Below are 25,767 nucleotides of genomic sequence, written 5' to 3'. Positions count from 1 at the left end.
GGGTTACGAATTGAGTAAAATGTCCTAAAAATGACCGAATAAGGTTAATTTTTGTTATTTTCTGATATTTATCAGTATAATAGTCACTCATAAATAACCCCATAAAAAAACGAGAAACCTCATTAATTGATGGTTTCTCGTTTTTTGGTCCTATCATTTACTATGGATTTGTTTTCATAACTGGAGTTGAACCCTTAAACAAACCTAAAATATATCCAACGACTAATCCTATAAGTGCAGGAATCAGCCACCCCAGTCCTTCGTTATAATAAGGAAGAATTTCAAATGCACCACTCAAGTTACTGTCTAAAAATACTTTGTTAATAGTGTCTAAAACACTAAAAAGAGTAACAAAGCCGATTACAGAGCTATATATATATGGATTTCTTTTTATAATATTATCCAGCAACCCTAAGAAAATGAGTACAATAGCTATTGGGTAAATCATGCCGAGAATCGGTACAGAAATCTGCAGGATTTGCGTTAAACCTAAATTAGCAATTGCAGTACTTAGAACTGCTAAGATAACGACCCATACTTTATATGCCACTTTTGGAATGGCATTGGAGAAGAATTGGCTGCATGAGGTAATCAAGCCAATCGACACGCAGAAACAAGCAAGCGTAAAAACAATACCTAATAGCAATGTTCCGCTCTTTCCAAACAGGTAGGTCATGATGTTGGACAAAATAATTGCCCCATTTTCAGCTTGTCCTAAAGAAGAACTGGCAGCTCCCAAATATCCTAATATAAGATAAATAACAGCTAGTAACAAACCAGCACCCAAACCTGCGTACATCATATAGCGTGATTTCATTTTGGAGTCAAGGACACCTTGTGCTGTTAATGTGTTAGCAATGACAATCCCAAATGCGAGTGCTGCCAAAGCATCCATGGTTAAGTACCCTTCCAATATTCCTTGGAATAATGGATTTTCTTGATAATTACCAATAGGAGCTTCAAATGAGCCAATAGGATCGATTAAGCTTTTTATAAAGATAATCGCTATCAAGGTCAAAAGAATTGGAGTCAATAGTTTTCCAAAAAGACTAATCAGTTTGGAGGGATACATACTCAACCAAGCTGCTAAACCAAAAAAGACGATACTATAGAGTAATAAAGAAATTGGGCCATCAAGCAAATTTTCGGGCAAGAATGGTGCAGCTCCCATTTCAAAGGCAAGGCTTCCCGCACGTGGAATAGCCAGTCCTGGACCAATTGCAATATAAATCAAAAATGGAAATATTAATGCAAATAATGGATGAACTCTAAGGTTAAGCTCGTTCAAGCTTCCTACCTTTGCAACTGCAATCACTCCTAAAATGGGCAGTCCTACTGCTGAAACAATAAATCCAGCAAGAGCCAGCCAAATGTGATCACCAGCTGATTGACCGAGAAAAGGGGGGAAAATAAGGTTCCCTGCCCCAAAAAACATAGAAAATAACATAAAACTGATAAAGATAATTTGTTTAGCTGAAAAATTCATGATGTATCTCCTTAGGTTGTATTAAACAATATTCAAACATTATATCATTTGTTTGCTCTAAATTCTTTGGGTGTCTGGCCATATTTCCCTTTGAAAATTCGGTAAAAATAACTAATATTATCGTAGCCAACTTGTTCCACAACCATCCCAATAGGCAAATCTGTACCTTCTAATAATTCTTTTGCTTTTACCAGCCTTCTTTCTTGAAGGAGCTCTTTAAATGTACGTGAAGTTGCCTTTTTTATGGTTTTACTTAATCCATAATGGGATTGGTTTAATTGCTCAGCTAATTCATATAATGAAGCTTCTTTGTAATGTTCTTCGATATACTTTAGTGATTCAACCACTAAGTAATGCATGATGGAAGCTTCTTCTATTCTTTCAACCTTATCCGAATTTTTGATAAGTTCAATCATAAATAGCCCCATATAAAGCTTTATGGAAGATTCAGAGAAAGTGGAAGGGTCCATAATTTCGTGAATCATTTTCGCTATTAACTCCTGAATAGACTGTATTTCCGATACTTTAAAATAAAGAAATTGTCCGTTCTGGGTATTATTGTACAGGCTGCTTAGCAGGAAATCGCTGATAATATTTTCTGAACTTAAGAAAGAAAAAATAAAGTCAAAGAAGGCAGGCCGAATGATAAAATTAATAACAATATCATCCTTACCACAAGCTTTTATTTCATGTTCAATATGTTGATTTAATAATAGAAGCTCTCCTTTTTTCAAGGTAATCGGTCTGCCTCCGACTGTCTGCTGCAATTCCCCGTTATAAACATAATTCACTTCAATGTAATCATGTTTATGTAATGGAAAGTCCACAAATCTGGTGTGTTTGCGAACCATGATCATCTTGTCTTTACTTAAGAATTTTTCACTCTCGATAATAAAATTCGTCTTACTTGTATATAAATCTTTACTAACGTTCGTTTGTTGTTCAAGAATATCATTTTCCTCGTCTGTCAGTTGTAAAAGTTCGTTAAGTAATTCCTGGTTCACTCTTTTCACCTATTTCTGATTTGGATCTCAAAGTACATTTTTATAAGATATAATGATACCATTTCCCTGCAACGATTAGAACAAAAAAAGTATGCTCCTTTTTCAGGAACACACTTTAAATTTCTACTTATAAGATTTCTTGAAACATGGAAATAACTTCTTCTTTTGTGGGCTGGAATGGATTTCCTGGTGCACACGCATCGTTAAGTGAGTTTATTGCTAATTTTTCTAGATCTACTTCATTAACCCCTAATTCAGCTAGTTTACTAGGGATTCCTACTTCTTTTGATAGAGCTTTTATCGCTTCAATTACTTCATCTGCACATTGCTCATCTGATTTTCCATCCACATTAAGACCAGCCGCTTTCGCGATAGCGCGGAATTTTCGTGGGTCGCGTTTGGCATTTTCTCTTTCCACAATTGGAAGCAGCATCGCATTACATACACCATGAGGTAAGTCATATACGCCGCCGAGCTGGTGTGCCATAGCATGAACAAATCCTAGACCAGCATTGTTAAAGGCTATACCACCTAAAAACATAACATAGGTCATTTGTTCACGTGCTTCAATATCATGTCCGTTTTTAACTGCACGCGACAGATAATTAAAGATGATTTCTACCGCTGCTAGTGCAGTAGCATCTGTAACAGCATAGGCACCTGGGGTAACAATCGCTTCAATAGCATGAGTCAAAGCGTCCATACCTGTTGCAGCCGTTAATGCTGATGGTTTATCGACCATTAATTCTGGATCGTTTACAGCGATGGTAACCAAGCTATTTTTGTCGACCATTACCATTTTTACTTCACGTTCTGTATCGGTTATAACATAGTTAATCGTGAATTCACTGGAAGTCCCTGCTGTGGTGTTAACGGCAATAATTGGGATCGATTTATTTTTTGTTTTTCCTACACCCTCGTAATCTCGTAAATCTCCCCCATTGGTAACATAAAGTCCAATAGCTTTTGCAGTATCCTGTGGTGATCCGCCGCCAACAGATACAAGGACATCACATTCGTTTGTGTTGAAAACATCTACTCCTGCATATACATTTTCAATCGTTGGATTTGGCTTCACATCATCATAAACGATGTATTCTAGATTAATAGAATCTAATTCAGCAAGAACCTTTCCTGCTACACCTGTTTCGTTTAAAAATTTGTCAGTAACCACCATTGCTTTGTTATTTCCTAGTTCGTTAACCAATGCAGCTAATTCCTTTAAACAGCCTCTGCCAAACAAATTTGTACTTGGAACATAATAAACACTCATCCTACTTCCTCCTTAAGATTGTTCACTATTTCACATTTTTATTTATAAATGAAAGGGACGAACAAATGTCCCTTCATTTAAATAACAGAACTATTTCCTATTACAGGTTCAATATCCCTTTTCTTGGAGTAACACCAAACGCTACTGCAAGCTCGTTAAGCTGAGCATCGGTAATGGTCTGTTTTTTTCCACCTTGTGCACAAACAATTGTATAAACCTCGGCCGCTTTTTCAGCTGTTTCAATTAAACCAAAGGTTTCATCTAATGTAGTACCAGCACCGAATATTCCATGATGTGGCCAGAGGACAAGGCGCACATCTTCCATTTTTTCTGCGGTTGCTTCACCAATTGCGTTTGTGCCTGGAACAATCCATGGAATGATTCCTACACCTTCAGGGAAAACAACAAGACATTCGGTACACATTTCCCATAAGGTTTTTGTAAAATCTTCTTCCTTTAAACTATGTGTAAAAGACATGGCAATTAAGTTTGTTGCATGGCAGTGCATAATAACGCGATGGTTTTTATCTACTGCTAAGCGCTTCATATGATTCATAAGATGTGTTGGCAATTCACTAGTTGCAACCCCGCCATCTTCAAATCCCCATAAAATATCATAGCTTTTGCCATCCATTGAAATTCGAATCAAGCCTAGGTTATTAGCAGGATCTCTTTTTACATTCTTAAAATATTTTCCAGATCCTGTAACGATAAAATAACGACCCGCTAATGCAGATGCATCAAAGTTCATCGGTACAGTTCTTTTAACATCATCAACATTTAGATATGGAAGAACTTCATATTCGTTTAATAAATAGCTGATATTACCGCCATTACGTTCATCCCATCCTAATCGGTATAAGTTAGACGTCGTTTCCAACATTTCTTGTAAAAATGGAGCAGCATAGATTGCATCTTTCATCATGGTCATACTCATTTTAATTTCTCTCCTTTTATTGGTACTAATATATTTTAGAAAAAGTTTGTTTTTTATTTAGGTTGTTTTTGTTTTGTTCTTTACAATGTAATCATACATCAAAAACAAACATAAATAAACATTAAATCATAATTTTACTTTTGTTTATTTTTGTTTTATTAACATATTCGTCACAATTGTATCCGTTTACTTTTGTTTCGTTAACAACTTAGACACAATTAAAAAAATAGTAGGTGGGAATCATTTGGAGAGTACGATTCCCTGGGAGCAGGAATTAGGAGTTCTCCGGGCATCTTTTGAAGTAAATGATTCCCTGAGTGCAGGGAAAAAGAGTTTTGCGGGCATCTTTTGGAGTGAATGATTCCCAGAAAGTAGGAAAACTGCATTTAGCGGGCATCGTTTGTGGAATAGTTCCCTAAAAATCATCAGGAAACCAATAAGAAGCAGACCCTATGAAGTCTGCTTCTCGTCAATTACTCTATAATGTTTTTATACCTTGGCAATTACGGATATATGTAGTTTCAACCTCCCTCTAATAACTGCTTGGCATAAACCTCTGTTTGTATACGCAACCCATCAAATTCTGCTCCTATTATCAGTGCCTTAGGCAGCCCTGCATGATATGGAGCAAGCATAGGACTAATGTGTGGAAGATAAATATCTTCCTCTATTTCTTTGGGTGCCAAGCGAGAGAAGGACATTCTTTATCCAATCTCCCTTCTCTACCGACAGTTCATAGAAATCACTTACTCCACCTTCGCGTTTAGGTGCGGTCCCTTATATTATTTTGCGATAGTCACTTTAATGTTTCTTTCTTCCAGCTGTTTTTTCGTTTGTTCGTCCATATCTGAATCGGTTATAATAGAGTGAACCTTTGAGACTGGGGCAATCTGCGAAAAAGCCCGTGTCCCAAATTTACTTGAATCAACCATTAGAATGGTTTCATCCGCAATATCCATCATTTGTTTTTTCAAAAGAGCCTGTGATTCATTAAAATCACTTAGTCCCTTTTCTAGGTGGACACCCTTACAGGAAATAAAAGCTTTATTAACGTGATACATCCCCAATGATCGTTCCGCAAGTGGACCGACATAGGAAAGAGATTGTGACAATAAAGTACCGCCTGTAGAAATCACCTTAATTTGCTCTTTTTTGCTAAGCTCAATCGCTACTTTAATGGAGTTGGTTAGAACAGTTAATGGAATGTCCTCCAATTCCTTTGCCACATACCAAGCGGTGGTGCTTGCGTCTAATACGATTTGATCTCCTGCCTCAATGAAACGTACAGCTTCTGCTGCAATTGCTTTCTTCTCTGCAGCATTAGTGATTTCCCTTTCCAAATAAGAAGTTTCCCCTTGGTCTTTCTCGATACTAACCGCACCGCCATGGCTGCGCATTAATAGGTTCTCTTTTTCAAGCTTTTCCAAATCCCGACGAATGGTTTCCTCCGTAACAGAAAATATCTTGCTTAACTCCGTAACACGTATACTTAATTTTTCATTGACCAGTTCAACAATCTTTTTATGTCTTTCCGCAACTAGCATTGTTAAATCCCCTTCCGAACATCCACAAAGAACATTTTGTTTTTGTTGTTTTGCGTTTACTTTTCTTTTGTTTATATTATAAATATACCATATTTCCCACAAAACAAACATACTTTCAAAAAAAGAAAGACCCAACAGGGTACTTTACCCCATTGAGTCTTTCTTTATCTTATCGTTTTGATAAAACTTCATTTTCGTAAGCTTTTACTTCTTCTAACCAAGATTCTTTTACTGGTACTCCCATTTTTTCACAGTAGTAATCCCAAATTGCACCGAATGGATAGGTTTTGAATTCTTCCATTAATGCTAGTCTTTCTGTGAAATTGCCTTCCTCTTGCAGCTGCTTTAAATATTCATTTGGTGTTAACATTGCATAAAGGAGTGCTTTAATCATGTTGCGTGTACCAATTGTCCAAGCAGCAACACGGTTAATACTTGCATCAAAGAAATCTAGTCCAATGATAACTCGATCTAAGGCATCGTTGCGAACAATCTCTAGTGCAATTTCTTTTAATTCATCATCAAGAATAACAACGTGGTCACTATCCCAGCGAACCGGTCTTGAAACGTGCAATGCAAGCTTTTCACTAAACAATAACATAGAAGAAATCTTATTTGATACTGTTTCAGTTGGATGATAGTGACCTGTATCTAGTAAGCATAATTTATCGTTTTTCATTGCATAGTTTAGGTAAAACTCGTGTGAACCAACCACATATGATTCAGATCCAATACCAAATACTTTACTTTCAACAGCATCAAGGTTATATCTTTCGTCTGTTTCCACAGCAAAGATTTTATCCAATGATTCTTTTAATCTTTTTCTTGGAGTCAGGCGGTCACTTGGAATATCTTTATAGCCATCCGGGATCCAAATGTTTGTTAATGCTGGTGTACCAAGTTCTTTTCCAAAGTACTCACCAATTTTACGGCTGCCAATACAGTGATTAATCCAGAACTCACGGATTTCTTCATTTGGATGTGAAAGGGTTAAACCATCATCCGCTTTTGGATGTGAGAATAATGTTGGATTATAATCCAAGCCTAGTCCATTTTCCTTTGCCCATTTTACCCAGTTTTCAAAATGCTTTGGTTCAAGTTGATCACGCTCAACCACTTCACCATTTGTTTCAGCATAGATTGCATGTAAATTAACTCTATGCTTACCAGGGATAAGTGATAGAGCTTTCTCTAAATCACTTCTTAATTCTTCAGCATTCGTCGCTTTACCAGGATAATTCCCCGTTACATCAATACCGCCTGATAATTCGTTTTGGTTTACTTCGAATCCAGCCACATCGTCGCCTTGCCAGCAGTGAATGGAAATCGGTACATTCTTTAGCTTTTCTACTACTTCTTCAACGTCTACTCCCCATTTCGCATAGTTTTGTTTCGCAAGTTCAAAATTCTCTTTAATAGACATATTTATTCTTCCTTCCTTTAATTAGCTGATATATGTTGTGCCGGTAGATACTTTTTCACTTCAAATGACTTTTTAATGATGGAACGTGCTTGTTTAATATCACTGATTTCTCCAAGAGCCATTAATTGCGCTGCAATGTTTCCGATTGCTGTTGCTTCAACTGGCCCAGCAAAGACCTCTTTATGTGTTACATCGGCAATCAGCTGATTGAGCATTTCATTTTGGCAGCCGCCGCCAATGACATTAATTTTTTCAAATTTCTTCTCAAAAATCTCTTCAATTTCTGTAACGGTTTCTTGATAGCTTACTGCTAAACTTTCAAACACACATTTTGCTATTTCTCCCGGTGTGCTTGGGACAGTTTGATTCGTTTCAATGCAATAATTCATAATCTCATCGATCATGTTGTCAGGTTTTAGGAAACGGTCATCGTTCACATTAACAATTCCCTTGTAATCCTTTGCTTCTCTTGCTAAATCTACTAGTTTCGCAAAAGAATAGTCATCATTGTAGTTTCGCTTTACTTCCTGAATCATCCAAAGACCCATGATATTTTTTAGGAAGCGGTATTGATAATCGATTCCGCCTTCATTCGTGAAATTATAGTCCAATGCTTTGGTTACACAGATGGGAAAATAATTCTCGGTTCCCATTAGTGACCACGTACCAGAGCTGATATATATCGTTTCATCCTCTTCCGGTACCGAGATAACAGCTGAGCCTGTATCATGCGTAGCTGGAAGGATAACTTGTAAATCAAAACCAATTTCAGAAGCTAGTTCCTCTGAAAGATTCCCCAGAATCGTTTTAGGCGCTTGGATCTCCTGGAACATATCTTTATTAATACCCAGCACATCCAATAACTGGTGATCCCATTTTTTTGTAAATGCATTTACCAGCTGTGTAGATGTTGCGTTGGTGTATTCATTTGCTTTTTTACCTGTAAGTAAATAATTAAAATAATCCGGAATCATCAAGAATGATTTTGCCTTTTCTAGAATTTCTGGATTGTTTTTTTTGATAGAGAATAATTGATAGATTGTATTAAACTTTTGGAACTGAATGCCTGTTTCGAGGTAAAGCCTTTCTTTTGAAAAAAGCTCAAATACCTCTTCCATCATCCCATCTGTGCGAGGGTCACGATAAGAAACCGCTTCCGTTAATGGCTGATCATTTTCATCCAATAACAAAAAGTCAACGGCCCATGTATCAATTCCAATGCTGTCTGGCTTAATGCCCATTTCCTTGCACTTTTTCAGTCCATTTATGATTTCTTGAAAAAGTTTATTGGCTTCCCAGCAAAAGGAATCTCCTTTTTTAACGATTTTGTTTTCAAAGCGATGAATTTCATCTAATTTTAATAGACCATCTTCAAGATATCCTAAAATAAGTCTTCCACTTGATGCACCGATATCGACGGCTACACTGTATTTTGACATTTACATCACCTTTCCATTGGAAACGCTTACTGATATCTCTATTTTACTAGAAAAATATGTTTTTCCTATAACGGGATTCGACTAATTTATTGTCCTTATTTGCACACACAAAAAAAGGAGTCCTTTTAGGATGAAAGGACCTCCTTACTTAATTATTCGGAAATAAGTGTAAAAAACTCTTTAATTTCCTTCATTTTTTTTGTGTTACTCGGGACACACAACACCTTATTTTCATCTAATCCAAGTGAATCCAAAAGTTTAATGTCCGAGATACCAATACCATAAAAGTTTTCATCGGATGTTTTAGAATAAACGGATTCAAAGTCGCTTTTATCGATAGCCTTTATCTCATTTAATGCTAGCAGTGATTTTTCAAGTGATGTAATTTCCTCAAATAGTTCTTTATCAACAATCAGCAAATCAATTGAACCTGTAGTAATCTGCGCTGTCATTTTCTGTATTCCTGCTCGTGATATTTCATCTTGACTAGATGGATCATAGGTTAAGGTTTCAACAAAAACTTCTTCATTTTCTTTGTCTTTTACGAGCTTGTTTGTCAGCTGTTCTTGCACCTGGACAATACCTTCTGAATCAATCCCTTTCCCTAAGATCGTCATATTAAGGTAGGCTTCTTTTTTGTCTCCTATACTGCTAATTAGTGAAATTAATAGGATGATTGCAGCGATGCTCCCCATGATATGAAACTTATAATATTCCCAGATATATGATATTCTCTCTTTTGGACTCATGGGTGCCAGGATTGCTTTGATGTTCTGCTTCAAATTATGTTACTCCTTTCCATGACTTATTAGCGCTTTCTTATGATAGTCTTAATTTTAGTATAAAAACATTTATAATACTACTACATACATAATAAGTGGTTGATTTTTTCAGAAAAATTATAGAAAACAGGGTCCCGAAGAACCAGTTCTTCTAGGACCCCGTTTATTATTATTTCATTAATGATTTTGCATATTGTTCTAATATTCCTGCTTGTTTTTCTGTGAAGTCTTTATCTGTTTTTGCTTTTACTTGGTTGATAAAAGCATATAACAGGCCATCTCTTGCACCTTTGTTGCCTTTCTCTTCTGAACCTTTTGCAGCATCAAGTTTAGTAGTTAGAGATTTCAATACTTGACTATCTCCACCGGTCTCAGTTAAAAACAACTGTGTAAGTCTTCCTAGACTATCAAAATCAACAGCAACGTTAATTGTAACTGAATTTGTTGAACTGTTTCCAGCAACGTCTACCGCATCTGCCTTGAAGGTATGGCTTCCTAAACCAAGCTCATAGGAAGGTATCGAAACATCCTCACAAGTCGAGGAGGCAACTCCTGATAATGCATCTGCTGCCTGACAAGTAATACTAACAAGTTGATCAACTTTGAATAATGCTCCATCCTCTACCGAGAAGGTGATTTCCGGAGCAGTTTGGTCAATGTTAAGATCAATTTTTTTCTTTGGCTCGATGTTACCACTCTGGTCGACACTCCAATATTCGAGGACATGTCTGCCATCCTCTGAAATGGAAACTGTACTGCCTTCTTGTTCAGCAGAACCATTTAATGAATAATAGGTTGTCTTAATACCAGATTGATAATCATAACCCGACAAATTCACCGTCACAGGGCTATGATACCAGCCTTCCTGTTCTTCCCCTTTTACCTCATATTCTGTCTCTGGTGCATTCACATCTGGTATCTCTACAACATCAATGCTCGGTACAGGCGGCTTTGACATGCCTGTTCCAAGGAAGAAACTAGTATGCGGCGGCTGGTTATAGCCGACGTTTTGCCACGCAATCGATAAACGATACTGAGGATCATGCATTAAGGTGTAAATTCTATTTTCTGTTTCCTCTGTTGTCATGTATACTCTTAATGCACTGCTGTCATCTGTTCTCCAAATGATTTCTTCTCTCCAGTCCCCAAACATATCAGCCTGCAGGACAGGATTTCCTTTCGTGCTGTTATTCGTTTGTGTTCCTTCTGCGGTTAGAATATTTACTAGCTTACTATTTTCATAATCCCACTTATCAATGGTTCCAACACCTGTTGATGTTGCATCATTCCATTTATGATCAACTAACTCGCGAGACAAGTCTCCATTCCACCAAATTGCAAAGTTACTTGATGGAATGTCATCAGATATTTTTTCACCTTTTGCAGTATGAATACCGCCAACTTTACTGTTCCAAGCACCAGAAATGGCCCATGCCTCAGCACCATCGTACCTAGGATCAACGTCTGCTGACACACCACGTCCTGTATCCTGGCCAGTTTTTACACCCCAAAGAATTTCACCCGTTTCCGCATCGCGCATATCATATCCGTATGGACCGTCTTTATGCTCTTGAACTGCGAAAACTTCAAGTCCTGGTCTTTCAGGATCAAGATCACTAACATGTAAAGCATCTCCATGTCCTAATCCGGTTGTATATAGACCCTTGCCATTATCATCAATGACCGCTTGACCATACACAATTTCGTCTTTACCATCTGTGTCGACATCTGCCACGCTCAGATTATGGTACCCTTGACCTGCATACTCTCTTTGACCTTCGTCGTTAGAATCAAAGACCCACTGTTTGGTCAATTTACCATCTTTGAAATTGTATGCCGCAAGCACTGATCTTGTATAATATCCACGCGCCATAACAATGCTAGGAGTCTCTCCATCTAGATAAGCTACAGCAGCAAGGAAACGATCGACACGATTACCATAGGTATCACCCCAGGCACCGACATCACCTCGTGCTGGCTCATAATCAGTAGTATCAAGTGCTTTTCCAGTCGCTCCCTCAAATACCGTCAAGTACTCTGAGCCCTGAAGAACATAACCTGTACTGTTACGATGGTCAGCCTCTGCTCTGCCGATTATTGTACCCTTTCCGTCTTTTGTTCCATCTGCGGTTTTAAAAATAATCTCTGCTTTTCCATCACCATCAAAATCATAGACGAGGAATGGCGAATAGTGAGCACCTGCACGAATATTTTTACCTAGATCAATGCGCCACTTTAAGGTACCATCCATTTCATAGGCATCTACAAAAACATTTCCTGTATAGCCTGCTTGAGAGTTATCCTTTGAATTGGTTGGATCCCACTTTAACACCAATTCATACTTACCGTCACCATCTAAGTCACCGATACTGGCATCATTTGCACGGTAGGAATATGGATCGCCAAGCGGTGTAACCCCGTCTGCTGGTTTTTGAAGCGGGATATCAAAGTAGTTTTGATTTAGTACCTTTGTTGTTTCCTTTGATTTTCTTTCTTTCCCGTCAATTACTGCCCGAACTTCATAGGTTGAATCAGCCTTTCCATCTTTATCAACATAATTGGTACTAGTTGTAATTGGTTCAGCATTAACTTTTTCACCATCACGGTAGACATTAAAGCTAATGCTTTCAGAATCTGTTCCGAGCATTCTCCAACTTACAAAAACACCTTCATCTGTTTTCATCGCTACAGATGCACGATCAAGTTCTTCCATTTGGCGTTTAAGTTTTGTTACGGCTGGAGTTTTCAAAACTTTAGATTGTTCGGAAATGCCGCCTGCATTAACTGCTGAAACTTTATAAAAATAAGGAATGGTTGTTAACACACTTTCATCTTTATAGGATGTAGTTTTGGTTTTACCAATAAATTCGTATGATCCCTTTTCCTTAGTTGAACGGTACACATTATAGGTAACCGCTCCTTCTACCTGCCCCCAGCTTATTGTCAGGTCATTCTTGTTGACTTCGCCTACTTTTAAATGGTCAGGTGCAGCTGGAACTGGCTGTGATGGATCGACCAGTACTACTTTTAACGGTAGTGAAGGATCAGTTTCCACATTGGCATTATCAACTGTCGTAGCCACATACTCATATTCCATTCCGACATCGACGGTATTATCTGTGAATGACGTAGTTGTGCTGCTGCCCACTAAGGTAAATTCACTTGTACCCGCCACTTTACGGTAGACATTATATTTAACCGCATCGTCAACTGCTTTCCATGATAGAGCGACAAATGGTTTTTCCGCATCCATCGATTTCTCATCCACTTTAAGTTCAGACGGAGCAATCAAAATCGGTGTTATTTCAACACCGTTTATTATTCCTGTTGAACCCCCGAAACTAAAATTCATCTGCCCGTCTTTAACAGAAACCTGAGAGATTACCTTAGTTGTATAGTTACGGCTAGGGGCATTAATACTTCCAAAATCTTGACCTTCTACAGCAAGTGTTGACCGTGCACTTCCTTGGAAGTCGCCAACATATACTTTTAGCGCATAAAGCCCATTTGGTACATCTACATTAAATTTCCAACCCACATTAAAATAACCCAGCCAGTCGCGAAGAAGATCCCCACCGGTACCGCGGTCACGGCCAATCATCCCAGTCGGATCGACAATTCCGTAGCCTCTTTCAGCAGTGTATATGGTCGATAAATTAACACCTGTATACCCTTCGGCAATTGGATTACCAGCTAAACCAAAGTCGAATTTGATCGTTGCTTGCTTTGTTGTAAACTGTTTTACTTCCGATTCTTCGGATTCGCCTTTTCCATTTAATGCAGTTACATAAATTTCGTATGTTTTACCATCTTCCATTCCTATAATATTTAATCTAGGAATGGTAGAACTACCTATCAGTTTATACTCGCTATCAGATGATAATTTCCGGTAAACCCTGTAAATATCTGCACCTTCTACAGCCTTCCACGATACAAGTGCCCCTGCATTACTAATACTGCTTACCACTACATCGGTTGGTTTCGCTGGAAGGTTTGCTGGAGGTTCGATACCCGTAACATACTGAGAAAGCGAAATATTCAGATTTTTAACTTCAACTGATATTAGACGCGCGAGCTGTATTGCTCCGTATTCTTGGAAGTGTGTATTATCCTGTGAACCATTTGGAAAAGCAGTATATACACCTGGGTCTGTATGTAAAAATACAGAAAGACTTCCTTCAGGACCAATGGTATCGTAATAGGCAACACTTCTTGCACTTAAGTCAACCACATTGACATTCATTTCTGCCGCTACTTCTTTCATACCCTGAACATACTCAGGGAAGCTGACATTAAACTTTCCTGTTGCGGCATTAAAATCGCGTCTGCCAACCGGGGTTACTAGAATCGGAATCGCTCCCCGCTGACGAGCACCATTTATATACGTTTTTAAATATTTTTTATAATCAGGGACAGAAGCATATCGTTCAGGAATACTTATGGTCGCATCGTTATGACCAAATTGTACTAGAAAAAAGTCGTTTGGTTTTATTTCTCTTAAAACATTATCTAAACGACCTTCATTGATAAACGACTTTGTACTTCTACCACCAATTGCGTGGTTCTTAAAGGTTACATCAGAGCTAAAAAATCGCGGAATCATTTGACCCCAGCCAGCTTCTGGTCTCCAATATTCATCATAAGTCTGAACCGTTGAGTCTCCTGCGATATAAACGGTTGGAAGTTCTCCCGCTGTTCTTTCTGCTAGTTTCTCAATAGTTATTGCGTTTACTTTTGGGTTTGTACCAGTAAATTCAAAATTTAATTGTCCGTCTATGAGGGCAATTTCAAACTCACGTGTAATAAATTCACCTTTTAAAACGGCAGTATTTTGAACCTTTTGGATATTTTCAGCCTTAATGCCTGCATTTGTCGTGTCTTCGTTGTCGCCTGCAATGACAGTGACCAAATAATCACCATTTGGCAGGTCCACGTTAAAGGAAGTCTCTGTTGTCGAAATGAAATCTGATTTCAAGGAGTCTGATGTTGATCGGTCTGTTGAGGATACCTTGGAGATGTCTGCAAAACCGTAGCCGGCTTCTGCTGAATAAGCTGTGTCTGAAGAAACTTTAATATAGCCTTCTTCAACGGAACTTGATGATGTTCCAAAATCAAACTTTCTTAATAGCGACTCTTCTTCCGCAGCTTGAATTGGCACTGCAGGTACAGAGGTTAAAATCAATACTAGACTTAATATTACTGCAAAAAACTTGCTCTGATTTTTTCTTTTCATTCTCAAAAAAACTTCCTCCCCTTAACTCTTTTGTTCAATTGCATACTAAGTTTTGATTTACTTTGAAATCATCTCCTTTTCAACTACTTTGGCAGCGTTTTCACTAGTATAATAGCTCCATTTACTATCTACTAGTTAGAAAGAAATCAGTCAACAATGTTTAAAATTCAGTGGTTAGCAAAAAACATGTATATTTGCCTATTTATTATTAGGTATTTTCATTTATTAAATTGAATTCACCAACTTAACTAACGGACTTTGTGCCTATGCATTTGAATAAATATAATAGGATATATAAAAGACTCTCTACCTTTTGATAGAGAGTCCTGATCTTACATAACTAATTTAAAAACTATTTATATTTTGTTTATGGTGTATTTCACTGACTAATAGATCAATAAAGTCTTGTTGTAGGTTTAGGTCAATAGCTCTATACAATACTTCCAGCAAATGTTCAATTTGAAGAATTTGCATCGTTTTTTACCCCCCTACTAACAATTTTATCTTGTAAACGCAGCTGGTACGCCGCCATCAACGGTTAACATACAACCTGTTGTTTTTTCAGATTTAGATGAAGCAAAGAATGCGATTGATTCAGCAATGTCGGATGGGTAGATATTGACTAGTAAGGTCGTACGCTTACGATAGTGCTCTTCTAATTGATCAGGGTGGATACCGTACGCAGCCGCACGTTCTTCACGCCAGTTTGATCCCCAAATGGCAGAACCTTGAAGAACAGCATCTGGCAACACTGAGTTTACACGAATTCCGAATTCGCCGCCTTCTGCTGCGATACATCTTGCCAAGTGTGTTTCCATTGCTTTAACTGAGCTATAAGCTGCAGCATTTTTACCAGCGTACACAGAGTTTTTAGATCCGATAAAGACCATGTTACCGCCGATGCCTTGGCCCTTCATTTGCTTGAATGCTTCTCGGGCAACTAAGAAATAACCTGTTCCTAACACATTCATGTTTAAGTTCCACTCTTTTAGAGTAGTTTCGTCGAATGGACTAGATGTAGCAAGACCTGCATTGTTAACGATAATATCAACACCGCCAAAAGTAAGAGCAGTTTGATCGAAAGCAGCTTGAACTTGCTCTTCGCTTGTAACATCCATCTTCACTGCAAGCGCACGGTTAGCACCGTATTGCTCATTAATTTCCGCTGCTACTTTTTCTGCGCCTTCAAGATTTAAATCTGCAAGCACCACATGAGCTCCTTCAGATACAATACGACGAGCAGTTGCACTACCAATACCGCCAGCACCGCCAGTGATAAATGCTACTTTTCTAGAGAATTCAGCTTCAGCTGGAGCAAGAGTCAATTTGTATAATTCTAATGGCCAGTATTCCACGTTGTAAGATTCGTTTTCACTTAGTGAAACAAAGTTTCCTAGTGTGGTAGAACCTTTCATTACCGCAATCGCACGGTGATATAGGGCACCACTCACTCTAGAATTATTTACATCTTTACCTGAATTCACCATCCCTAATCCAGGGATTAAAATAACACGTGGAGCTGGTTCAAACATTTTGTCGCCTTCATTTTTATTACGTTCAAAGTAAGCTTTGTAGCCTTCTTTGAAGCTTTCAATACCTTCTTTTACACTAGCAATTAAGTTTTCCACATCTTTGGTTTGTGGATCCCAATTGATATAGAGTGGAACCATCTTTGTATGAACAAGGTGGTCAGGACAAGCTGCTCCAATTTGTGAAAGTTCAGGTGCTGCATTGCTATTTACAAACTGCAGGACATCTTCACCACGGTCATAAGTTAAAAGCATTTTCTTTTCTTCACTTACAGCACCACGGATAATTGGCATCACTTTTGCTAGAATGCTAGTTGCTTCTTCATCAGAAAGTGATTGATATTTCTGTCCGCCAAAAGCAGTTTCTTCGTTTACTTTGTCATTAATATATTGTTCTGCTTCATTGATAATTTCGATTGTTTTTGCATAAGACTCTTCAGAGGTTTCTCCCCACGTTACAAGTCCGTGTTTTTCCATTAATACTAATTCTGCATTTGGATTGTTTCTTACGCCTTCTGCGATCATTTTTGAAAGGGTAAAGCCAGGGCGTACATATGGAACCCAAACAAAACGATTACCAAAAATTTCTTCAGCAAGCTGCTTACCATTATCCGCACAACAAAGACTAATAATTGCATCTGGATGTGTGTGGTCAACATGCTTAAACGGTAAGAAAGCATGTAATAATGTTTCGATAGAAGCTCTTGGGTGCTTGCTGTCAATCATACAATGCGCTAGGTATGCAACCATATCTTCATCTGTCATTTCATCACGTTCAAATAATGGGCGAATGTCCTCTAAATTTAGTCCTGTAAAGTTATGAGCCTTCATTGTTGCTAAATCCGATCCGCTTCCCTTTACCCACATAACCTCAATATCACGTCCACGGAAATCTTTTTCCGTTGTTTTCATAGAAGTGTTGCCGCCACCCCAATTACATACGGCACGATCTGAACCAATCAAATTGGAACGATACACTAGTTCTTCTACCCCTTTAGATACCTGTGAAGCTTTTTCATTATCCCAGTAATTCTTTACCATTCAAAAATCCCCCGTTTGTATGTTTGTTAACTTCTGTAACTTATTATAATATACTTTTGTTTATTTTTGAATACATATTTTAATATTTGTTTATATTTGTTTTTGGTTTGGTTGTTTTTGATTATAAAAAAAACACCCCAAAAGCGAGGTGATATGTCAAATTAAAGATCATCAATAACAATATAGGATGCTTTTACCGGGCCGTGGACACCAACAACAAGGTTTAACTCAATATCGGCAGAATTACTTGGCCCTGTAATGAAATTAATGCAGGACGCTATATGACCTGTTTGCTGGTGAATCTCCCGCATTTTCTGTGCTGCTTGCGTCATTCTTGGTACCAGAGTGCTTTTTGGGATTAATGCGATATAGGTTGCAGGTAAAAAGCTCACAGTCCTCCCTTTATTTTCATCGCTGAACAATACAACCGTTCCTGATTCTGCTAATGTGATTTCACTAATGGTGATAGCTACATTTGCATTTTCGGCCTTTGTAATATTTTCTGATCCCTTTGTATGATCCCATTCATAAACTTCGATTTGCTGACTGTCCCAATCTGATTTCATTAAAGAATCAAGACCCCATTTAGAAAACCGCTCATCCTTCCAAGTAACAACGGGTCCCCCGCCATAATTGGTTACTACCTCGTTAAGGGTTGCGGGCAATTCTTTTAGATTGGTGGTATAAATGCTGGTATGGATTCTTTTACACTGTTCTGTTAAAACATCTAACAGTTCATCCTGCGTAGCGCCTTTTAATACCTCATCCTGCGGTCTGAATTTCCAGTTTGGTCTTTGTACCGGTTTAGAAATACGAGGTCTACCCAGCTGGGTGGCAATTTGATTTAGAAATGAATCACGATTTTGTATTGTACCAGTCATCGTTATTCCCCCCCTTTTTCTCGGTTTTTAAACCAATCTCTGAATCTCTCTTTGTTTGGTGCTGGAAACTCTCTAATTTCAGTCCAAGCCTTTAATGGTCCAGGGCCTTTAGATATCTTGTCCCCGGTGGTAAATGGATTCATTGCTGTTGGAGCAAGTTTTGAACCAATTTTATATAGAGTTGGTGAAGCCGCTCCTAACCCAAATGCCTTCATTGCTAGTTTTTCCGAAATAGGTGCTTTTCCTTCTTTCTCAACTATCACTTCTCGGTGTTTATGAAGCAGGTTATGAAGTGGAATTTTCACAGGACAAACTTCTGTACATGCCCCGCAAAGCGTTGATGCATATGGAAGTTCTTTGTATTCATCATATCCGCCTAGTAATGGTGAAAGCACAGCTCCGATTGGTCCTGAATAGATCGAACCGTATGAATGTCCGCCTACATGGCGATAGACTGGACAAACATTTACACACGCAGCACAGCGAATACATTGCAAGACGGATTGGAATTCTCCTCCAAGGATTTTCGAGCGGCCATTGTCCACGATAACAAGATGAAATTCCTCTGGACCGTCAACATCTAATTCTTCTTTTGGTCCAGTAAGGACGGTAATGTAACTCGTTAGTTTCTGCCCAACCGCACTTCTGGTTAATAGCGAGACGAGTACTTCCATTTCTTCAAAGGTAGGAACAATCCGCTCCATTCCCATTACGGTTATTTGTGTTTTTGGTAAAGCTGTCACTAAATCGGCATTACCTTCATTCGTCACTAAACTAAACGATCCGGTTTCCGCAACTGCAAAATTACAGCCAGTGATACCAATGTCTGCAGACAGGTATTCTTTTCGCAGCATTTCTCTTGCATGCCAAGCAAGCTCTTCAGGCTTAGATGTTTTTGTGTAGCCTAGTTTATCGGTAAACACATCGCGGATTTGCTCTTTGTTCTTATGTAAAGCAGGTACGACGATATGGGACGGCGGATCATGGTCATCTATTTGGAGAATGTATTCACCAAGGTCCGTTTCAATGACCTCGCATCCTTCTTGTTCCAATGCTGCATTTAAGCTAATTTCTTCTGTTACCATTGATTTTGATTTAACAATCTTTTTTGCGTTTTTCTTGCGGGCAATTCCACGAATGTATTCATTTGCTTCTTCTTTTGTTTGAGCAAAGAATACATGTCCCCCACGCTTAGCTACATTCTCACTTAATTGTTCTAAATAATAATCTAAATTTTCAAGAACATGCTGACGAATTTCCTCACCGTGTGATCGCCAATCCTCCCAGTTTCCTAGTTCCTCTGCGGCTAGGCGTCTTTTTACCCCCATACCATCCTGAGCACCAGAAACGGCACCACGCATAAAATCATCATGAATTCCCTTGTCGACTCTTTCCTTAAACTGTTCATTGCCTATTTTCATGGCCATCCTTTATTTCACCCATCTTTCGTGTAGAAGCTTCGGTTATTGTTCTTGGTCTCATGACCCTTTTTTTATTTCGTTTTGGTCACAGGAACACTGCTTGTGACCACTTTCCACCCAAACTGTCTTTGTTTTTGGTCACAAAAGCACTCCTTGTGACCACTTTCCCCCAAAGCCGTCTTTGTTTTGGTCACAAGAGCACTGCTTGTGACCACTTTCCCCCAAAGCTGTCTTTGTTTTGGTCACTGGAACACTGCTTGTGACCACTTTCACCAAAGCCGTCTTTGTTTTTGGTCACAAAAGCACTTCTTTTGACCACTTTCCACCAAAGCTGTCTTTGTTTTGGTCACAAGAGCACTTCTTGTGACCACTTTCCAGCAAAACCATCTCTGGTTTTTGTCACAAGATCACACTCTTATCGATTATTTAACACTTCCGCAATATGCATAACCTTTATTGGCTTGCCTTTTCTATCAATCCGTCCACCTATATTCATCAGGCAGCCGGCGTCTGCGCCAATTAGATAATCAGCATCTGTTTCTTCAACGTGGCATACCTTTTCATCTACCATTTGCTCTGAAATCTGCGACATTTTGACAGAGAACGTCCCGCCAAACCCACAGCACTGCTCTTTTCCAGGCAGCTCTGTAAATTTCAATCCTTTTACATTTTTAAGTAGAATCATAGGAGCTTCTTTTACACCCAGCAATCTCGTCATATGACAAGAGGTGTGGTAGGTCGCATGCCCTTCCAATTTCGCGCCAACATCTTCAACCTTTAAAACATCCACAATAAATTGGGTAAGCTCATAGGTTTTCTCAACTAATTTCTTTGCTTTTGGTTCCCAAACAGGATCCCCTTTAAAAACATGAGGGTATTCATGAAACATAAAGGCACATGAACCAGATGGTGAAACGACATACTCTGCATCTACAAAGGTATCAATCATCTTCTTCATTGCCTCTTTGGCATCTTTTGTATATCCACTATTATAAGCCGGCTGTCCGCAGCATACCTGTGATTCCGGGAATTCAATCTCACAACCAAGCCGCTCTAACAATTCGACTGTCGCTTTTCCCACATTGCTTTGAAACATATCAACAAGGCACGTCGCAAATAAACTCACTTTCATCTTTATCCATCCCCTTGGGCCTAACTTTTATTTGTTTTTGTTTTATTATAATATATGTTTGTTTGTTTTTGATAGTAGGAAAATAGTTTTCTTTAAAAATATCCAAAAAAGAGGGTCAGTTCTCTAGGCATTATAGCCAGGAGAACCGACCCTCTGTTATTTATTTTTTCTTTCCAGCTCCAAATGATAGACTATCAATTCTTAGGTCTGGTTCATGAAAGACTACATAGATGGTTGTCTGTCCTTTTGGTGCATTTTTACCCAATTCTACTGTTACATCCTTATAACCTAGTTCGTTCACTGTGACACCTGCATTTTCAATGTCGTATGTCTTCTTCTCTGTCTTTGGTACATCGATCTCGGCAAACGGTTCGCTAGTTACAGAGCCGGCATGCAAGGTTATTTTACCTCCAGCATTATCAGCAGCAACGGATGCTGTTACTTTTGTTGAGCCTGTTAATACTACCTTAGGTAATGCTGCCCAAGAACCATTTCCTTTCGAACGGACCGCATAATACCCTCCAACCACATTTTCTGCCTTTAAATTTTCTGCTGTTCTACCCTTAGAAACTTCATGATAAACGACTTCATTGGATGCAAAGGCATGGTCGAATACGTTAAACGGCTTATTGGTTGGAAGCGCTGCAACTGAATCGCCAGAGACTGTGATGTTTTTCTCCGTTTTGATGTCTTGTGAAGAAGCTCCTACCATAAATGTATACGAACCTTCCTCAACGATGAAGTCACCTTTATTTACATCCCAGATGGCAACATCTTTCGGATCAACTGTAAGTGTAACTGTTTTTGTTTCACCTGCAGCTAGCGATACTTTTTCGAAAGCAACAAGCTGCTTTTGCGGTGCATACTCACCATAAGTTGATTTATTGTTTTTCGCATAAAGTTGAACAACTTCAGAAGTATTGACACTTCCATTATTTTTAACCTTTATAGAAACCTCGAAAGCAGATTTTCCATTCGCACTTTTTGGTGCTTTGAAATCGCTGTATTCAAAGCTGCTGTAAGATAGGCCATAACCGAATGGATAGGTGACCGGGGCCTTTGTATACATGTAAGTCAGCTTTGACTCGATTGGATCTGCATTCGTCATATCAACCGTAAAACGAGGGTCAACATCTTTCAATGTCATAGTGTTCCCCTCAGGAATTACGTACTTATTGATTGCTGGTAATGCAGACATATCTGCATACCAAGTTGAAGATAAACGGCCTGTTGGAGCATAATCACCATATAGAACTTGTGCCAAGGCTTGGGCATCATATTGACCGCCATATGGCTGGTATACGATGGCTGATACATTTGGATTGTTTTGAATGCGTTCAATACCAACAGGGAAACTTGTTCTAACGACTACGACCGTCTTTTTCCCTTTTTCAGCAAATGCAGTTGACACTTTTTCTACCAATTCGTAATCTGCGTCACTCATATTCAAGTCAGAACGGTCATTTCCTTCTCCTGCACTATGACGAGGAATTGCCCCAACAAAAACAACTGCATAGTCGTCTGTTTCCGCACGCTTAACGGCTTCTGCGCCTACCTCTTTTACTACTGTTTGTTCAAATTTCACTTCATCATTTCGGTTAGCTGCATTTTCGGCAGTGCCAAGAGTAGTTGCAGCAGTCTTTAATTCCCCATCTGAACTAGTTGTAATAAAGCGGCCATTTGAATAATACCAATTTGTGAAATCTCCAGAGAATCCAGTACGGAAACCGCTTGAGATAAGAGAAACGGACTGGTCATCATTGGCCTCCACTCGAATAGTTGGCGGAATTGCACTTGTTTGACCTACCATCTGCGCTAGATCCCAGTCGTTGCTGGTTAAGTTTAAAGGAGTACTATTTGTATTTTCTACTGCAGCATTCGCCTGCGTAGGAGATGTCATCCATTTTAAGTTCTTTACTGAACGAAGGCTATAGCCCTCTTGCCCCCAATTGTATACTTCGAATAAGTGGGCTGGGTTATTTACATCTAAAGGTTCAGAAGTTGTTACTAGCTGAGAACCTTTTGTAACATCCGCAGTGTTCTCGTCCGCTGTGACTGTTTGTCCGTTCAACTTTGATTTAAATGCAACAACTTTAACCGCCGGGTCATACGATACGTTGCTGGCTCCATTTGCTTTAATAATCGCCGATAATGGTGAGATACCTGAGTTTTCAATTTTTGGAGTTGTTCCTACAGAGTAGGTTGTTTTAAATCTTGAATCTGCATACACACCGGAAACGGCAGCCTTCTTGTTCTTCTCCAGCGGCAGTGTTCCGTCATTCTTAAGAAGTACAATACTCTCTTGAGCAGCTTGTAAAGCAACTTCCTGATGCTCAGTATCGTTAAACGTAGCTGGTTCAGTTCTCACGTCTTTAGCTTCCTGTGCGAATGGATAATTCTTTGGAATTCCATTTTCGTCCACTTCATTAAAAATTCCGACACGGACCATTTGGTTTACATGCGGCCGTGCAGCATCAATCAGGTCTTCCTTAGTCATACCGTACTTGCCTTGCTCAACTGCATCAACTACTGCAGCGACATCTGCTAATGCATTCGCTGCATTTGGACCAGGACGTCCGGCATTTGCATCTGCTAAAATCATTAATATTGTAGCATTCGTTCTATCTGTTGCATATGTCGCATCATACCCATTTCCTTGTGTTTGGAAGACTAGCTGATCAGCATTAAAGTCTGGTGAACTATAAACTCCATACTTGGAATGGTTATTGGCATGAATTTGGTATGGGGAAAGAATGTTTGGAATTCCATTCGTCCGGCCGAATGAGGTCATGACCCCTGCCACGGAACCTGAGCTAAGCGCTTTCAAAGGGCTTTTCGTTTGGTACTCGAAAATCGATCGCGCTCCTGCACTATTACTCGCTGATTGGCGGAACCACTGAGCATTATAGATAGAGAAATGCTTTGTTCCAACAGCCGCCCGCATCCAGAATCCATCCTCACTCTTTTCTTGATCAGTACCACTCAAGCCGGCTGCCATTCCATCAATCATCTCTGCAGCCATGTGAGCATCCTCCGAGAAGCCCTCGTCAAATCTCCCGCTCAAAGGATTAATTCGCATGTCACTTACCACCGTGAATGCCACAGTTGGAGAGGCATTTGTTCCGCCATGAATATTGGACTCCCCTTGTTTTACTTTTAACGTACTGATTTTTTCGCTTCCCATTACTTTTCCAATATCGGACAGAAGTTCTTTGTTCCAAGTTTGTCCCATTCCGACTAACGCAGGGAAATCAGTAGATATCCCTTGTACATTGTCTGCTGCAGAAAGTGCACCAGGAATTGTTTTCCCTGCATTCGGACCACGCTGTAATGTGTAGTGATTCCTTGAACCTGTTGCATACACTGCAGGTCCCTCTAAGCCCGTATAATCAAAATAAGCATCCACATATTCATCAAGATGTTCAGGTACGCCATCAAACAATGGCATTCCGTCAAATACTCCGCCAACCTGTTTTTTAAATATGAGGTTATCTTGTGCTTTTATAGCTGGTGCACTGAAACCAGCCAAACCGGCAGTTAGCGTCGTAACCAGCGCCACAGATAATGCTTTTTTTCCCATCAGCTTCAGGCGGGATGTTTTCATCGCTTCCACTTCCTATTCTCTTAGATTATTAAAACGCTTTCAAATTAATCCAGTGAACCATGCACCCCCTATATTTGTTCCACTCCCCTTTTAAATAAGAGTTATTACCTTTAGTTTAATGGGTTTTACAAGATTTCATAATTGTCTCATTTATCAGATAAATGTCTGTTTTTTTCAGCTGGATTATTATTTACATTAAATTAATAGAAAAAGGATATTCCAATTGGAATACCCTATACTAATCATTTTCTACTTTTTTATATTGACCTGGAGGTACGCCAACATATTTTTTGAAGATATCGGAAAAATGGCGGTACGTGTGGTACCCTACTTTTTCGCTGACCTTTATTACTTTTTGACCTTGTTGAAGCATGAGTTTTGCTTTTTCCATACGGAGCTCAGTTAAGTATTTTATATAGGTTTTCCCCATTTGATCCTTAAATAAAATGCTAAAATAATTTGGGTTCAATCCTGTATATTCTGCAACTTCTTGGAGTGATATTTCTTTATTATAATTTTCATAAATATACTTACAGGCCTTTTCAATGGCCTCATGTTTATGGTTAAAAGGAAACGAAGAATGGACCATTGCCTTTAACTTTTTCTTCTTTATTTTATCGATTGTTTCCTCAATCATTTGAACTGTTATTGGTTTCACCAGGTAATCTGCAACCCCTATTTTCAATGCCTGCTTTACGTATTCGAATTCTCTGTGCCCGCTCATGACAACACAAATGGTATCAGGGGCAGTATCCATGACCTCTTCTATTAATTTCAATCCATTGATCCCGGGCATGCGAATATCAGTAAAGATGATATCTGGTTTCTCAGAATAGAATAATGATAGTCCACTAATACCATCATTTGCAGTTCCAACTAAATCAATGCCATTTTCCGACCAGTTAATGACTCTTTTTAACCCCTCAATGACAATAAATTCATCATCAAAAATTACGGCCTTCAACATCTATATCACCCCCATACTACTTGGTCTGTCATAAATATAGAAGAATCATATTTTAAGCAACAAAAATGGGA

General features: G+C 38.9%; 17 protein-coding genes. All 17 read right to left on the bottom strand.

What is annotated here, in order from left to right; all coding sequences use genetic code 11:
- Window positions 1-160: 160 nt before the first annotated feature.
- The 17 genes from brnQ to H0184_RS14770 all read right to left on the bottom strand — a co-directional run bounded on the left by brnQ (window position 161) and on the right by H0184_RS14770 (window position 25,696).
- The gene (gene brnQ / locus H0184_RS14850; protein ID WP_221826693.1) at window positions 161-1,486 is read right to left on the bottom strand and encodes a branched-chain amino acid transport system II carrier protein; all 1,326 of its coding nucleotides are present in this window, start codon (window positions 1,484-1,486) and stop codon (window positions 161-163) included.
- Window positions 1,487-1,530: 44 nt separating this feature from the next.
- Window positions 1,531-2,490: an AraC family transcriptional regulator gene (locus tag H0184_RS14845; RefSeq protein ID WP_221826691.1), complete on the bottom strand. Its 960-nt coding sequence runs from the start codon at window positions 2,488-2,490 to the stop codon at window positions 1,531-1,533.
- Window positions 2,491-2,617: 127 nt separating this feature from the next.
- Window positions 2,618-3,763 carry an iron-containing alcohol dehydrogenase gene (locus H0184_RS14840; protein WP_221826689.1) on the bottom strand — a complete coding sequence of 382 codons (1,146 nt, stop codon included), beginning with the start codon at window positions 3,761-3,763 and terminating at the stop codon, window positions 2,618-2,620.
- Between the two features lie 100 nt (window positions 3,764-3,863).
- On the bottom strand, window positions 3,864-4,694 hold the full coding sequence (gene rhaD / locus H0184_RS14835; RefSeq protein ID WP_260631621.1) for a rhamnulose-1-phosphate aldolase: 831 nt from the start codon (window positions 4,692-4,694) through the stop codon (window positions 3,864-3,866).
- Window positions 4,695-5,221: 527 nt separating this feature from the next.
- Window positions 5,222-5,401, bottom strand: a complete 180-nt coding sequence (locus tag H0184_RS14830; protein ID WP_221826688.1) for an alpha/beta hydrolase fold domain-containing protein — start codon at window positions 5,399-5,401, stop codon at window positions 5,222-5,224.
- A gap of 81 nt (window positions 5,402-5,482) precedes the next feature.
- Complete coding sequence (locus H0184_RS14825; protein ID WP_221826686.1) at window positions 5,483-6,244, bottom strand: DeoR/GlpR family DNA-binding transcription regulator; 762 nt, start codon at window positions 6,242-6,244, stop codon at window positions 5,483-5,485.
- Window positions 6,245-6,413: 169 nt separating this feature from the next.
- Window positions 6,414-7,667 (bottom strand): L-rhamnose isomerase, encoded by a 1,254-nt coding sequence (gene rhaA, locus H0184_RS14820; RefSeq protein ID WP_221826684.1) that lies wholly within the window; start codon window positions 7,665-7,667, stop codon window positions 6,414-6,416.
- A 17-nt stretch (window positions 7,668-7,684) separates the two neighbouring features.
- Entirely contained in the window at window positions 7,685-9,106 is a 1,422-nt protein-coding gene (gene rhaB, locus H0184_RS14815) for a rhamnulokinase (RefSeq protein ID WP_221826674.1), read from the bottom strand.
- A gap of 152 nt (window positions 9,107-9,258) precedes the next feature.
- A complete protein-coding gene (locus tag H0184_RS14810) occupies window positions 9,259-9,888 on the bottom strand; it encodes a hypothetical protein (protein ID WP_221826673.1) in 630 nt (209 codons plus the stop codon).
- Between the two features lie 169 nt (window positions 9,889-10,057).
- Window positions 10,058-15,121: a rhamnogalacturonan lyase family protein gene (locus H0184_RS27995; protein ID WP_313771786.1), complete on the bottom strand. Its 5,064-nt coding sequence runs from the start codon at window positions 15,119-15,121 to the stop codon at window positions 10,058-10,060.
- Window positions 15,122-15,466: 345 nt separating this feature from the next.
- Complete coding sequence (sda, locus tag H0184_RS14800) at window positions 15,467-15,595, bottom strand: sporulation histidine kinase inhibitor Sda (RefSeq protein WP_221826660.1); 129 nt, start codon at window positions 15,593-15,595, stop codon at window positions 15,467-15,469.
- Window positions 15,596-15,621: 26 nt separating this feature from the next.
- Window positions 15,622-17,691: a bifunctional aldolase/short-chain dehydrogenase gene (locus tag H0184_RS14795; RefSeq protein ID WP_221826659.1), complete on the bottom strand. Its 2,070-nt coding sequence runs from the start codon at window positions 17,689-17,691 to the stop codon at window positions 15,622-15,624.
- A gap of 161 nt (window positions 17,692-17,852) precedes the next feature.
- Window positions 17,853-18,572 (bottom strand): LutC/YkgG family protein, encoded by a 720-nt coding sequence (locus tag H0184_RS14790; protein WP_221826656.1) that lies wholly within the window; start codon window positions 18,570-18,572, stop codon window positions 17,853-17,855.
- Window positions 18,573-18,574: 2 nt separating this feature from the next.
- Window positions 18,575-19,999, bottom strand: a complete 1,425-nt coding sequence (locus H0184_RS14785) for a LutB/LldF family L-lactate oxidation iron-sulfur protein (protein WP_221826655.1) — start codon at window positions 19,997-19,999, stop codon at window positions 18,575-18,577.
- A 409-nt stretch (window positions 20,000-20,408) separates the two neighbouring features.
- Entirely contained in the window at window positions 20,409-21,125 is a 717-nt protein-coding gene (locus H0184_RS14780) for a (Fe-S)-binding protein (protein WP_221826653.1), read from the bottom strand.
- Window positions 21,126-21,285: 160 nt separating this feature from the next.
- Complete coding sequence (locus H0184_RS14775) at window positions 21,286-24,729, bottom strand: glycoside hydrolase family 3 C-terminal domain-containing protein (RefSeq protein WP_221826652.1); 3,444 nt, start codon at window positions 24,727-24,729, stop codon at window positions 21,286-21,288.
- A gap of 238 nt (window positions 24,730-24,967) precedes the next feature.
- Window positions 24,968-25,696: a response regulator transcription factor gene (locus tag H0184_RS14770; RefSeq protein WP_221826649.1), complete on the bottom strand. Its 729-nt coding sequence runs from the start codon at window positions 25,694-25,696 to the stop codon at window positions 24,968-24,970.
- Window positions 25,697-25,767: the final 71 nt, after the last annotated feature.

This window comes from Neobacillus niacini (assembly GCF_019749295.1).
GTDB classification, from domain to species: Bacteria; Bacillota; Bacilli; order Bacillales; family Cytobacillaceae; genus Neobacillus; species Neobacillus niacini_D.
The sequence above is the reverse complement of the archived record's forward strand: the minus strand, read 5'-3'. Positions and strand labels throughout refer to the sequence as shown.

Bases quoted from the DNA above. Each gene is read 5' to 3' on its own strand.
- H0184_RS14780 (WP_221826653.1), bottom strand. From the start codon at position 21,125: ATGAAAGTGAGTTTATTTGCGACGTGCCTTGTTGATATGTTTCAAAGC.
- H0184_RS14825 (WP_221826686.1), bottom strand. From the start codon at position 6,244: ATGCTAGTTGCGGAAAGACATAAAAAGATTGTTGAACTGGTCAATGAA.
- H0184_RS14785 (WP_221826655.1), bottom strand. From the start codon at position 19,999: ATGGCCATGAAAATAGGCAATGAACAGTTTAAGGAAAGAGTCGACAAG.
- rhaB (WP_221826674.1), bottom strand. From the start codon at position 9,106: ATGTCAAAATACAGTGTAGCCGTCGATATCGGTGCATCAAGTGGAAGA.
- H0184_RS14840 (WP_221826689.1), bottom strand. From the start codon at position 3,763: ATGAGTGTTTATTATGTTCCAAGTACAAATTTGTTTGGCAGAGGCTGT.
- H0184_RS14770 (WP_221826649.1), bottom strand. From the start codon at position 25,696: ATGTTGAAGGCCGTAATTTTTGATGATGAATTTATTGTCATTGAGGGG.
- H0184_RS14790 (WP_221826656.1), bottom strand. From the start codon at position 18,572: ATGACTGGTACAATACAAAATCGTGATTCATTTCTAAATCAAATTGCC.
- rhaD (WP_260631621.1), bottom strand. From the start codon at position 4,694: ATGACCATGATGAAAGATGCAATCTATGCTGCTCCATTTTTACAAGAA.
- rhaA (WP_221826684.1), bottom strand. From the start codon at position 7,667: ATGTCTATTAAAGAGAATTTTGAACTTGCGAAACAAAACTATGCGAAA.
- H0184_RS27995 (WP_313771786.1), bottom strand. From the start codon at position 15,121: ATGAAAAGAAAAAATCAGAGCAAGTTTTTTGCAGTAATATTAAGTCTA.
- brnQ (WP_221826693.1), bottom strand. From the start codon at position 1,486: ATGAATTTTTCAGCTAAACAAATTATCTTTATCAGTTTTATGTTATTT.
- sda (WP_221826660.1), bottom strand. From the start codon at position 15,595: ATGCAAATTCTTCAAATTGAACATTTGCTGGAAGTATTGTATAGAGCT.
- H0184_RS14795 (WP_221826659.1), bottom strand. From the start codon at position 17,691: ATGGTAAAGAATTACTGGGATAATGAAAAAGCTTCACAGGTATCTAAA.
- H0184_RS14830 (WP_221826688.1), bottom strand. From the start codon at position 5,401: ATGTCCTTCTCTCGCTTGGCACCCAAAGAAATAGAGGAAGATATTTAT.
- H0184_RS14775 (WP_221826652.1), bottom strand. From the start codon at position 24,729: ATGAAAACATCCCGCCTGAAGCTGATGGGAAAAAAAGCATTATCTGTG.